Annotated in this window: 1 pseudogene; it reads left to right on the top strand. The window is 75.7% G+C overall.

Annotated features, from left to right (window positions below):
* Positions 1-18: 18 nt before the first annotated feature.
* Positions 19-14,391, top strand: a pseudogene (locus tag KUM44_RS44420) (type I polyketide synthase); the annotation flags it as partial.
* Positions 14,392-14,395: the final 4 nt, after the last annotated feature.

A 14,395-nucleotide genomic window follows, 5' to 3' on the forward strand; every position in this document is an offset into this window, starting at 1 on the left:
ACACAGACGGAGTTGAGCGCAGTGGCGGATGACGACAAGCTCGTCGACTACCTCAAGCGGGTCACCGCGGACCTGAAGCGGACCCGGGAGCGGTTGCGGGAACTGGAGGCGGGTGCCGCCGAGCCGATCGCCGTGGTCGCCATGGGCTGCCGGTTCCCCGGGGGCATCGACTCCCCGGAGGACCTGTGGGAGTGCGTGCGCACCGGCACCGACACGATCTCCGGATTCCCCACCGACCGGGGCTGGCGCACCGACCATCTGCGCGGGGACTTCCGGCGGGCCGGCGGCTTCCTCGGCGACGCGGCCGCCTTCGACGCCGGACTGTTCGGGATCTCGCCCCGCGAGGCGCTGGCGATGGACCCGCAGCAGCGGCTGCTCCTGGAGACGTCCTGGGAGACCCTGGAACGGGCCGGCCTCGACCCCACGGCGGTCCGCGGCGCCGACGGCGGCGTGTTCATCGGCATGGCCGACCAGAAGTACGGCCCCCGCGACGCCGAACTCCTCGACGAGGTCAAGGGCCTGGTGCTGACCGGCACCACCAGCAGCGTCGCCTCCGGCCGGATCGCCTACTCGCTCGGCCTGCATGGGCCCGCGATCACCATCGACACCGCGTGCTCCTCCTCCCTGGTCGCCCTGCACCTCGCGGTGCGGGCGCTGCGCTCCGGCGAGTGCTCCTTCGCGCTCGTCGGCGGCGCCGCGGTGATGGCGGAGTCCCAGCTGTTCGCCGAGATGGCCGAGCAGGGCGGCATGGCCGGCGACGGCCGCTGCAAGGCCTTCGCCGCGGCGGCGGACGGCACCGGCTGGGGCGAGGGCGTCGGCGTACTCCTCCTGCAACCCCTGTCCACGGCCCGCGAACAGGGCCTGCCCGTCCTCGCCACGATCCGGGGCACCGCCGTCAACCAGGACGGCGCCTCCAACGGTCTGACCGCCCCCAACGGCCCCGCCCAGCGCCGGGTCATCCGCAAGGCGCTCGCCGACGCCCAGCTCAGCGTCGGCCAGGTCGACGCCGTCGAGGCCCACGGCACCGGCACCCGGCTCGGCGACCCCATCGAGGCGCAGGCGCTGCTGGCCACCTACGGACAGGACCGGGCCGGCGCGGAGCCGCTGTGGCTCGGCTCGGTCAAGTCCAACATCGGCCACACCCAGGCCGCCGCCGGCGTGGCCGGAGTGATCAAGATGGTGCTGGCGATGCGGCACGGACTGCTGCCGCGCACCCTGCACGTGGACGAGCCGACGCCCCAGGTCGACTGGTCGGCCGGCGCCGTACGGCTGCTGACCCAGGAGCACGACTGGCCGAGCACCGGCCGGCCGCGCCGCTCGGCCGTCTCCTCCTTCGGGATCAGCGGCACCAACGCCCATGTCGTCCTCGAACACACCCCGGCCGCCGACACCGCGGACCCCGCCCCCGAACCGGCGGCGGACCCCGCCCCGGCCGCCCCCGTCCCGTGGCTGGTGTCGGCCGCGAGCGAGCAGGCGCTGCGCGGCCAGGCCCGGCGACTGCACCGGTACGCCGACGACGCGGCCGCCGAGGCGCGTCCGCTGGACATTGCCTGGTCCCTCGCCGCGGGCCGGGCCCGGCTGACCCACCGGGCGGTCGTGCTCGGCGCGGACCGGGAGGAACTGCTCGCCGGTCTCGCGGCGATCGGGGCGGGGGAGGCGCATCCCCGTGTCGTACGGGGGCGGGTCGCGCCGACCGGTCCTGTCGCCTTTCTGTTCACGGGGCAGGGGTCGCAGCGGGCCGGTATCGGACGCGAACTGTACGAGACCTTCCCGGTGTTCGCCCGCGCCTTCGACGAAGTGCGCGAGCGGCTCGACCCGCAGCTCGCGCACCCGCTGGACGACATCCTCGACGGGCGCGTCGTGGACGGCCTGCCACTGATCGAGCAGACCGGGTACGCGCTCGCCGCGGTGTTCGCGCTGGAAGTGGCGCTGTTCCGGCTCGTCGAACACGCAGGCGTCACCCCCGACTACGTCCTCGGGCACTCCACCGGCGAACTCGCCGCCGCGCACTGTGCCGGAGTGCTCTCCCTGGACGACGCCTGCACCCTCGTCGCCGCCCGCGGCCGGCTCGTGCAGACCATGCGCACCGACGGCGCGATGGTCGCCGTCGAGACCTCCGAGGCCGAGCTGGCCGAACTCATGGCCCTGGCCGAGGTCGGCGAGCGGGCGACCATCGCCGTGGTCAACGGACCCCGGGCCGTGGTCGTCTCCGGCGACGCCGACGCCGTCGAACGGGTCCGCGAACTGTGCGAGGAACGCGGGCGCAAGACCCGCAAGCTTCCCATCAGCCACGCCGCTCACTCCGTCCACATGGAGCCGATGATCCAGGGGCTGCGCGAGGTCGCCGAGGGCCTCCAGCACCACCGGCCCCGCATCCCGATCGTGTCCAACCTGACCGGAGCCCCCGTCGACCCCGAGACGACGGACTGGCCGCAGTACTGGGTCCGGCAGCTCCGTGAGACCGTGCGCTTCCACGACGGCATCCGCTGGCTGGCCGCCCAGTCGGTCACCGCCTGCCTCGAACTGGGGCCCGGCGGGGCGCTCATCGCGATGGCCCGCGACGGCCTCGGCGACTCGGGCCGGGACGTGGCACTGGTGCCCACGCTGCAGCACGAAAGGCCCGAAGCGGCCACCTTCCTGACCGCGCTGGCCGAACTGCATGTGCACGGCGCCCACGTCGACTGGGCGGCGATGCTGTCCGCCCGCGGCGGTCAGCGCACCGAACTGCCCACCTACGCCTTCCAGCGCGAGCGCTACTGGCTCTCTCCCGCCCGCGTGGCGGCGGGCGGCGCCGGACCCGCCGACGAGACCGGACAGGTCCGCCTCCACGTCGGCTGGCACACCGCCACCGGCTTCGACACCGACGCCCGCCCGACCGGTCCCTGGCTGGTCGTCGCCCCCGACGGCCCCGACAACGGCGACGGCCCCGCGGTCGCCGAAGCCCTGGGGGAGCGGACCGTCCTGCTGACCGCCCCGCCCGCCGAGGACCCGACCGCCCTCGCCGAACGCATCCGGATGGTGCTGCCCGCCGACCGGCCCCTGGCGGGCGTCCTCGCGCTGCCCGCCGGATCCGGCGACCCGCTGGAAACCGCCCTGACCCTGCGCAAGGCCCTCAGCGGCGCCGGCGTGCGCGCCCCGCTGTGGTACGCGACCCGGGCAGCGGTCTCCGTCGGCGACGAGCCCGCCCCCGGCAGCGCCCAGTCCGCCCTCTGGGGTCTCGGCCGGCTCCGGCACTCCGCGGGCGTACTGGACCTGCCCGCCGACCTCGACGCCCGCTCCCTGCGGCTGCTCGCGGCCGTGCTCGCCGCACCCGGCGACAGCGACGAACTCGCCGTACGGCCCACCGGGGTGTACGCCCGGAAACTGCTGCCCGCACCGCGCCCCCGGCGCCGCCCCGACCGGCGCGCCGCGGGCACCGTCCTGATCACCGGCGACATCGACGGCGTCACCCCGGAACTGCTGCGGCACCTCCGCGCCGACGGCGCACGTGAGCTCGTCCTGGCACACCGCCCCGGCGCGCGCCTGCCCGACTCCGCCGTACTGGACGCCGCGGGCGGCGCGTACACCCTCACCGAGTGGGACCCGGACTCCGCGCCGGAGCCGGTCGACCCCGCGTCGGTGACCGCCGTCGTCCACCTCAGCGGGATCGACGCGGCCGGCCCGTCCACCGTGGACGCTCTCGACCCGGCCGACCTCGCCCGCGCCGTCCAGGACCGGCTGCGCACCGCCACCCGGCTCGAGGAACTGTTCCTGGACGCCGACCTGGACGCCTTCGTCCTGCTGTCCACCGTCGCCGGAACCTGGGGCGGCACCGAGGACGTCGTGCACACCCTCGCGCACGCGGCCCTGGAGTCCCTCGCCACCCGGCGCAGGCTCGCCGGCCGCACCGGCACCTGCATCGGCTGGGGCCCCTGGGCGAGCGCCACGGACCCCGGGACCCAGCCGGTCCCCGGCCTGCTCCCGCTGCCCGCCCCGCTCGCACTGGCCGCGCTCACCGACGCCCTCGACGCCGACGAGGCCGTCCACGCCGTCGCGGACATCGACTGGGCCCTGTTCCACCCGGTCCTCACCGGCCGCGGCCCCCGCCCGCTCGTCGCCGACCTGCCCGCTGTCCGGGCCCTGCCCGCGCCGGAGCCGGCCGAGGCGGTCCTCGCCCCGTCCGCCGACCGGGAACACCAGCTGCTGGACATGGTCCGGGCCCAGGCCGCCGCCGTGCTCGGCCACGCCTCCGGCGACGCCATCGATCCCGTACGCCCGTTCCGCGACCTCGGTTTCGAATCCCTCGCGGCCGTACGCTTCCGGGACCGCGTCGCCGCCGAGACCGGACTGCGGCTGCCCTCCACCCTCGTCTTCGACCACCCGACCGCGACCGCCGTCGCCGAGCACCTGCTGGCCGAACTCTCCGGGACCCAGGGGACCGAGGACGAGACCGCGCCGACGGCCCACCACGACGACCCGATCGCCATCGTCGGCATGGCCTGCCGCTACCCCGGCGGCGTCCGCGGCCCCGAGGACCTGTGGGACCTCGTCCACTCGGGGCGGGACGGCGTCGGCGACTTCCCCGCCGACCGCGGCTGGGACCTGTCCGCCCTGCGCCGGTCCGAGCCCGGCCTCGCCATGAAGGGCGGATTCCTGCCCGACGCCGCCGACTTCGACGCGGCCTTCTTCGGCATCTCGCCCCGCGAGGCGACCGCCATGGACCCCCAGCAGCGGCTGCTGCTCGAAGTGTCCTGGGAAGCCCTGGAAGGCGCCGGACTCGCTCCGGCCGCCCTGCGCGGCAGCCGCACCGGTGTCTTCGCCGGCGCCGCGGGTTCCGACTACGGCGTGGCCCTGGCCGGCGCGCCGGAGGCCGACGGATACCTGACGACCGGCACCGCCGCCAGCGTCATCTCCGGCCGGATCGCCTACACCCTCGGCCTGCACGGGCCCGCGGTCACCGTGGACACGGCGTGCTCCTCCTCGCTGGTGGCCCTGCACATGGCGGTGGGCGCACTGCACCGCGGCGAGTGCGACCTGGCGCTCGCCACCGGGGTCTCGGTCATCTCGACGCCGGGCGCGTTCATCGACTTCGGCCGGCAGAGCGGACTGGCCGGGGACGGCCGCTGCAAGGCCTTCGCCGCGACCGCCGACGGCACCAACTGGGCCGAGGGCGTGGGTGTCCTGGTGGTGGAGCGGCTCTCCGACGCGCAGCGCAACGGGCACCGTGTCCTGGCGACGATCCGGGGCAGCGCCATCAACTCCGACGGCGCCTCCAACGGGCTCTCCGCGCCCAACGGCGGAGCACAGCAGCGGGTGATCCGGCAGGCGCTGGCCACCGCCGGACTGTCCGCCGCGGACGTCGACGCCGTGGAGGCACACGGCACCGGCACCACGCTCGGCGACCCGATCGAGGCGCAGGCGCTGCTGGCCACCTACGGCCGGAACCGGCCCGAGGAGCAGCCGCTGTGGCTGGGCTCCCTGAAGTCGAACATCGGGCACAGCGGCGCGGCGGCCGGCGTGGGCGGTGTGATCAAGATGGTGCAGGCCCTGCGGCACGGTGTCCTGCCCCAGACACTCCACGTCGACGAGCCGACGCCCGAGGTGGACTGGACGGCGGGCGCGGTGGAGCTCCTCACCGAGAACCGCACCTGGCCCGAGACCGGCCGGCCCCGCCGCGCGGGCGTCTCCGCCTTCGGCGTCAGCGGCACCAACGCGCACATCGTGCTGGAACAGGGGCCACAGGCCGCGCCGGCCGCGCAGGAGCGCGCCGAGGCCGACCCGGGCGCCGTCGCACCGGCCGGCCGTGCCGCCCTGCCGTGGCTCCTGTCCGCCCGTACGCCCGAGGCGCTGCGCGCCCAGGCCGGGCGGCTCATCACGCATGTGGCCGAACGGGACCTGTCCGCCGCCCGGGTGGGGCACGCCCTGCTGACCTCCCGTTCCGACTTCGAGCACCGGGCCGTCGTGCTGGGCGCGGACCGCGGCGAGCTCGTCGAGGCGCTGCACGCGGTCGCGGCGGGGCGGCCCGCCGACGGCACGGTCACCGGCGTGGCCCGCCAGACCGGCCGGGGCCCCGTCCTCGTCTTCCCCGGGCAGGGCGGCCAGTGGCCCGGCATGGCCGCCGAACTCCTGGAGACCTCACCGGAGTTCGCGGCGCGCTGGGCCGAGTGCGACCGCGCCCTGGAGCCGTACACAGGTTTCTCCGTGACCGAACTCGTGCGCTCGGGCGCACCGCTGGAGCGAGTCGACGTCGTCCAGCCGGTGCTGTTCGCGGTCATGGTGTCGCTGGCGGAACTGTGGCGCTCCCACGGAGTGGAGCCCGCCGCGGTGGCCGGTCACTCCCAGGGCGAGATCGCCGCGGCCTGCGTGGCCGGGGCGCTGTCCCTGGACGACGCGGCCCGCGTGGTCGCGCTGCGCGCCAAGGCACTCCTCGCGCTCGTCGGCGAGGGCGGCATGGTCTCCGTCGGGATCCCGCGCGCCGAGGCCGAACAGTGGCTGCCCCGATGGCAGGGCCGCATCTCCGTGGCGGCGGTCAACGGCCCCTCCGCGGTGGTGTTCTCCGGCGAACCCGCCGCACTGGACGAGCTGATGGCGCACGCCCGTGCCCAGGACGTCCGGGTCCGGCGGATCGACGTGGACTACGCCTCGCACTCGGCGCAGGTGGAGCGGATCGAGGACGAGATCATGGCCGCGCTCGGCCCGGTCCGTCCAGGTCCCGCACGCATCCCCTTCTTCTCCACCGTGACCGCCGACTGGCAGGACACCACCGGCCTCGATGCCGCCTACTGGTACCGCAACCTGCGCGAGCCGGTGCTGCTCGAACCGTCCGTCGCCGGGCTGGTCGAGCAGGGATACGAGGTGTTCGTCGAGGTCAGCCCGCATCCGGTGCTCGGAGCCGCGCTCACCGAGACCGCCGAACGGGCCGGCGCGGACCCGGTGGTGACCGGCACCCTGCGCCGCGACGACGGCGGGCTGCGGCGCCTGCGCACGGCGCTCGCCGAACTCTGGGCGCACGGTGTGCCCGTCGACTTCACGCCCGCCTTCGCCGGGCACCAGGGCCCGCCGGCCGAGTTGCCCGCCTACCCCTTCCAGCGCGCCCGCTACTGGCCCGCGCCGCGGCCGGCCGCGGCGCACGACCCCCAGGACGAGCGCTTCTGGCAGGCCGTCGACCAGCAGGACCTGCCCGCCCTCGCGGGCACGCTCGGCCTGTCCGACGAACAACCGCTGCGCGCCGTGGTCCCGGCCCTGTCCGCCTGGCGGCGCGGCCGCAGGGAACAGGCGGTCGTCGACTCCTGGCGCTACCGCGTCGGATGGCACCGGCTGCCCGAGCCGGAGCCCCGCACCCTGTCCGGCACCTGGCTGCTGGTGGTACCGGCCGGCACGGCGGACGCCCCCGGGGCCACCGCCGCCACCGCGGCCCTGCGCGAACTCGCCGATGAACTGGTGGTGCTGTCCGTCGACTCCGCGGCGGACCACACCGCCCTGGCCACGGCGGTCCGCAGCGCACTCGGCGGCACGGATCCGGCCGGTGTGGTCTCCCTGACCGCCACCGACGGCTCGCCCCACCCGGACCACCCCGTCGTGCCCGCCGGGACGGCGCTCAGCCTCGCCCTGCTCAGGGCGCTCGCCGACGCGTCGGTCACCGCACCGCTGTGGTGCCTGACCCACGGCGCCGTCGCCACCGACGACGACGCCGGACCCGTCCACCCCGAGCAGGCGGCCGTATGGGCCCTCGGCCGGGTCGCCGCGCTCGAGTTCCCGCGCACCTGGGGCGGCCTCGTCGACCTGCCCGACACCCTCGACGACCGCGCGGCCGGCCGGCTCGCCGCGGTGCTCGCGGGCCTGGACGGTGAGGACCAGGTGGCGCTGCGCCCGTCGGGCGCGTTCGGCCGCCGACTGGTCCGCGCCACCCCGCGCCCCGTCGCGGGCGCGGCCTGGCGGCCCCGCGGCACCGTGCTGGTGACCGGCGGCACCGGGGCCCTCGGCCGACGCGTCGCCCGCTGGCTGGCCCGCGAGGGCGCCGAGCACATCGTGCTCACCAGCCGACGAGGCGCGCATGCCCCCGGCGCCGGCGAACTGGCCGCCGAACTGGGCGCGCTCGGTGCCCGGGTGAGTCTGCTCTCCTGCGACCTCGCCGACCCGGACCAGGTGACCGCGATGGTCGCCGACGCCGAGCGTGCGGGGGACCGGATCGGCGCCGTCGTGCACACGGCCGGCGGCGGCGGACTCGGCCCGCTCGCCGAGGCGGGCCCCGACGACCTCGCCGAGGCGATGGCCGCGAAGGTGACCGGCATCGCGAACCTGGAAGCGGCCCTGGACCCCGCACAACTCGACGCCGTCGTCTACTTCTCCTCCATCAGCGCCTCCTGGGGCGCCGGCGACCACGGCGTCTACGCCGCCGCCAACGGGGTGCTCGACGCCCGCGCCGAGGCCCGCAGCGCGGCCGGGGTACACACCGTGTCCGTCGCCTGGGCGCCCTGGGCGGGCGGCGGCATGGCGGACGACCCGGTCTTCGACACCCTCTCCCGCAAGGGCCTGCCGCTCATCGACCCCGACCTCGCCGTCTCCGCGCTCGCCGCGGTGCTGGCCGAGGGCGAGTCGTCGCTGCTCCTGGTCGACGTCGACTGGGCACGGTTCACCCCGCAGTTCACCTTCGAACGGCCCAGCCGGCTGCTGTCCGAGCTGCCCGAGGCACGGCCGGAACCGGACGCCGATCCCGCCCCGGACGCCGCCTCGCCGCTCGCCCGGCAGCTGGCGGGGCTGACCGGCCCGAAACGCGCGGCGGCGCTGCGCGAGCTGGTGCGCGAGCAGGCCGCTGCGGTACTCGGCCACGACGACGCGCAGGCCGTCGACCCGGCCCGTCCGCTCAAGGAACTCGGCTTCGACTCGCTCACCGCGGTCGAGCTGCGCAACCGGCTGAGCACCGCCACCGGCCTCAAACTGCCCGCCACCGTCGTCTTCGACCACCCCACCATCGCCGAACTGGCCGGCGTGCTGGCCCGCGGCCTTGACACCGACACCGGGGACCGGCCGGCCGCGACAGCCACCGTCGTACGGGTCGACCAGGACGATCCGATCGCGATCGTCGCGATGGCCTGCCACTACCCCGGCGACGTCGGCTCCCCCGAGGACCTGTGGCGTGCCGTCCGCGACGAGGCGGACCTGATCACGCCGTTCCCCGCCGACCGGGGCTGGCCCACCGGCCGGCTGGTGGACGCCGACCCCGACCGGCCGGGCACCAGCTATGTGGACCACGGCGGATTCCTGCGCCGTGCGGGCCACTTCGACCCCGGCTTCTTCGGCATCTCCCCCCGCGAGGCCCAGGCCATGGACCCCCAGCACCGGCTGCTCCTGGAATCGACCTGGGAGGCCCTGGAGCGCGCGGGCATCGCCCCGAAGTCGCTGCACGGCAGCCGCACCGGGGTGTACGTCGGCATGACCGACCAGGCGTACGGCACCCGGCTGCGCGGCTCCACGGACGGCATGGAGGGCTATCTGGTCAGCGCCTCCTCCAACGTCGCCTCCGGCCGGATCTCGTACTCCCTCGGATTCCAGGGCCCCGCGCTCACCGTGGACACGGCCTGCTCGTCCTCACTGGTGGCACTGCACCTGGCGGCGCAGGCGCTGCGCAACGGCGAGTGCGACCTGGCCGTCGCGGGCGGCGCCACCGTCATGCCGGATCCGACCTCCTTCGTGGCTTTCAGCCGGCAACGGGGACTGGCGGCCGACGGCCGCTGCAAGCCGTTCGCCGCCGCCGCGGACGGGTTCTCCCTCGGCGAGGGCGCCGGTGTCCTGCTGGTGGAGCGGCTGTCCGACGCGCGCCGCAACGGCCACCCGGTGCTGGCGCTGGTCCGCGGCTCCGCCGTCAACCAGGACGGCGCCTCCAACGGGCTCACCGCGCCCAACGGCCCCGCCCAGGAGCGCGTCATCCGGCAGGCACTGGTCAACGCCGGGCTGTCCACGGCCGACGTCGACGTCGTCGAGGCCCACGGCACCGGCACCACGCTCGGCGACCCGATCGAAGCCCAGGCCCTGCTGGCCACCTACGGCCAGGGACGCCCCGAAGGGCGCCCGCTGTGGCTCGGCTCCGTCAAGTCGAACATCGGGCACAGCCAGGCGGCCGCCGGTGCCGCCGGCATCATCAAGATGGTGCAGGCCATGCGGCACGGCCTGATGCCGCGCACCCTGCACGTGGACGCCCCCAGTCCGCACGTCGACTGGACCTCCGGGGCGGTGGAACTCCTCGCCGAGGCCCGGCCCTGGACGCGGGACGGCGAACCGCGCCGCGCGGCGGTCTCCGGCTTCGGCATCAGCGGCACCAACGCGCACATCATCCTGGAGGAGGCGCCGGCCGGGGCCCCCGAGGAGGCACCGGCCGAGCCGGACCCGACGCGTGCCGGGACCGGCGTACCGGTACCCCTGGTCCTCTCCGCCCGCACCCTGGAGGCCCTGCCCGACCAGGCGGCCCGCCTCGCCGCCCTCCTCGACGGCGGCACCGCGGACGTCGCCGACCTCGCCTACTCGGTCGCCACCACCCGCAGCGTCCTGGACCGCGCGGCGGTCGTCGTCGCCGCGGACGCGGACGAACTGCGGCAGAGCCTGGCCGGCCTGGACGCCTCGGGCGCCGTCGCCGAGGAACGCGCCGACGGGGGCCTCGCGTTCCTGTTCACCGGGCAGGGCGCCCAACGGGCCGGGATGGGACGGGAGCTGTACGCCGCGTTCCCGGCCTTCGCCGCCGCCTTCGACGAGCTGTGCGACGAGCTCGACCGGCATCTGCCGCGCCCCCTGCGCGAGGTCGTCTTCGCCGAACCCGGCACGCCCGAGGCCGAACTCATCGACCGGACCCTCTACACCCAGACCGCGCTGTTCGCCGTGGAAGTGGCCCTGTTCCGGCTGCTGGAGCACTGGGGCGTACGGCCCGACGCGGTGCTCGGGCACTCGATCGGCGAGCTCGCCGCCGCGCACGTGGCCGGCGTGTGGTCGGTCGGTGACGCGGCCCGGGTGGTGGCCGCCCGCGCCCGGCTGATGCAGGAACTCCCCGAGGGCGGCGCGATGCTGTCCGTCGCCGCGGCCGAGGAGGAAGTGGCCGCGCTGCTCGGCGACGCGTTCGCCGAGGTCGCCGTGGCCGCGGTCAACGGCCCGGCCGCCACGGTGCTCTCGGGCGCGGAGGAGGCCGTCCTGGCCGCGGGCGCCCGGCTCGCCGACGCGGGCCTGCGCACCAAGCGGCTCACCGTGAGCCACGCCTTCCACTCGCCCCTGATGGAACCGATGCTCGACGCCTACGAGCGTGAACTGGCCGCTGTCTCCTTCGCCGAGCCGGAACTGCCCGTCATCTCCAACGTCACCGGCGAGAGCGCCGCCCCCGGGCAGCTGTGCGACCCGGCGTACTGGACGGCGCAGGTACGGCAGCCGGTGCGGTTCGCGGACGGCGTGCGCGCCCTGCTCGACGAGGGCGTGACGACGTTCCTGGAACTGGGCCCCGACGGCGTACTCACCGCCATGGCCGGGGAGTCGGCCGCCGACCGCGCCACCGGCATCGCCACCCAGCGCCGGGACCGCGACCAGGTACGCACCCTGCTCACCGCACTCGGCAGGCTGCACGCCCGGACCGAACGCGTCGACTGGTCCGCGTACTTCCGCGGCACCGGGGCACGCCGGGTCCGCCTGCCCACGTACGCCTTCCAGCACCGGCACTACTGGCTCGACGCGCCCACCGGCGGCGCCGAGGCCCTGGCCGGCGCGGGGCTCGCGGCGGCCGGGCACCCGCTGCTCACCGCCTCCACACCCCTCCCGGAGACGGGCGGCGCGCTGTTCACCGGCAGCCTGCCCGCCACCCACGAGGACCGGCCGCTGTCCGGCGGCGACATCCTGGACCTGGTGCTGTGGGTGGGCGACGGCCTCGACTGCGACCGGATCACCGCACTCGACCTCGACACGGCGGCGCACGGCGCCCCGCAGGCCCCGCTGCACCTGGTCGTGACGGCCCCCGACGACAACGGTGAGCGGGACTTCGCCCTCCACCTGGGCGCCCCGGGCGTGGCCGCCGGGGACTCCTGGACCCGCGTCGCCGCCGGCACGCTCGGCCGGGCCCCCGCCCGGCCCGCCCCCGCCACGGCACCAGGCTCCGCCGACTGGCCGCCCGCCGACGCCGAACCCGTCGGCGCCGACCCGGTGTGGCGCCGGCAGGACGAGGTGTTCGCCGAACTGGCGCTGACCGGGAGCGAATCGGCCCAGGCCGACCAGCACGGCCTGCACCCCGGACTGCTGGCCGCCGTGAGCGACCTGATCGTCGAACTCGCCGGGGAGCCCGTCCGCTTCGCCGGAGTGACCCGGTACGCCACCGGCGCCACCGCCCTGCGCGCCCGGCTGACCCGCACGGGCCCCGAAACCGTCAGCGTGCTGCTGTCGGACCCGCGGGACGAGCCGGTGCTGTCGGTGGACGAGGTGCGGGTACGGCCCGTGACCCCGGCCGAACGCCCGGCCGCCGAAGCCGCCCCGGACGCGCTGCACCGCCTGGTCTGGACCCCGGTGACGGCCGCCCTGACCGACCCCTCCGCGACCTGGGCCGTACTGGGCGGCGCCGAGGACGCCCTGGCCAGGGCGCTGAAGGAGTGCGGTGCCGACGTACGGACCCACCCGGACCTCGCCTCCCTCGACGCCCCGTGCGACCTCGTCGTCGTGCCCGTGGACACCGAACCGGGCGACCCGATCGACTCCGTACGGCACACCACGGTGCGCACCCTGGAGCGGGTCGGGGAACTGCTCGCGGACCCGCGGCTGACCGACACCCGGTTCGTCCTCGTCACCCGGGCGGCCGTGGCCACCGGCGACGACACCGCCGTCGACCCGGCCCAGGCCGCGGCCCGCGGGCTGCTGATGTCGGCCCAGGCCGAGCACCCGGGCCGGTTCGTCCTCGCGGACCTCGGCGCCCGGGACACGGACGCCGGCCTGCTCGTCGCCGCCGTGGGCACCGCACTCGCCCAGGACGAGCCTCAACTCGCCGTACGCGGCGACGAGTTGCTCGTGCCCCGGCTGACGAAGGTCACCGAACGGCCGGGGCCCGGCCCGCAGGCCGCCCCCGGCGACGGCACGGTGCTGGTCACCGGAGCCGGCGGAGGCATCGGCACCGAGATCGTGCGGCACCTGGTGCGCGCCCATGGCGTACGCCGTCTGCTGCTGCTCAGCAGGAAGGGACCCGACGACCCGCGCGCGGCCGGACTGGTCCGGGAACTGGCCGAGTCGGGCGCCGAAGCGGCCCTCGTGGCCTGTGACACCGCGGACCGGGCGGCACTCGCCGAAGCCCTGGCCGACGTACCGGACGAGCACCCGGTGACCGACGTCGTGCACATCGCCGGAGTCGTCGACGACGGCGTGCTCACCACGCTCACCCCCGACCGGATCGACACCGTCCTGCGGCCCAAGGTCCACGCCGCACAGCATCTGCACGAGCTGACCGCCGGCCTGAACCTGTCCCGCTTCGTGCTGTTCTCCTCCGGAGTCGGCACCTTCGGCGGCGCCGGACAGGCCAACTACGCGGCGGCCAACGCCTTCCTGGACGCGCTCGCGCACCACAGGCGGGCCGCCGGGCTCCCGGCGACCTCGCTCGCCTGGGGACTGTGGGAGACCACGGCCGGGATGTCCGCCGAACTGTCCGAGGTCGACAAGCGGCGACTGGCCCAGTCCGGCGTCGTCGCCCTCACCCCGCGGCGGGGTCTCGCACTGTTCGACGCCGCCTGGGACTCCGACGCGGCGACCCTGGTGCCGATGGGCCTGGACCTGGCCGTCCTGCGGAAGAAGGCCGCCGAGCACACCCTGCCCGCCGCGTTCCGCGGACTGGTGCGCGCCCCGCTGCGGCGGGCTGCCGCGGCCGCCCAGGGGGCGACGGGGGAGTCCTTCGCGCAGCAACTGGCCGGGCAGTCCGAGAGCGGGCGCCGCAAGCTGCTCCTGGAGCTGATCCAGCGGCATGTGGCATCCGTGCTCAACTACGCGGCCGACACCGCCATCGACCCCAAACTCCCCTTCCGGGAACTGGGCTTCGACTCGCTCACCGCGGTCGAGCTGCGCAACGCGCTGATCGCCGCGACCGGCGTCCAGCTGTCCGCCGCGCTGGTCTTCGACCACCCCACGGCGACGGCGCTCGCCGAATACCTGGAGGGCCGGGTGCTCCAGTCGGTCGCGGGGGCACCGCTGCCGGTGCTCACCCAGCTCGACCAGCTGGAGGCCGCGCTCGCCACAGCCCCGGCCAAGAGCGCCGACCGCGAACAGATCGCGGCCCGGCTGCGCGTCCTGGCCGCCGCCTGGGGCGGCGATGCCAGCGACGACGACCCGGACGGCACCGACATCACCACCAAGCTCGACTCCGCCACGGATGAAGAACTCTTCGACTTCATCAACGCGGAACTCGGAGAGGACTGATCCC

The organism is Streptomyces sp. AC550_RSS872, assembly GCF_019049285.1.
Classification (GTDB): Bacteria; Actinomycetota; Actinomycetes; order Streptomycetales; family Streptomycetaceae; genus Streptomyces.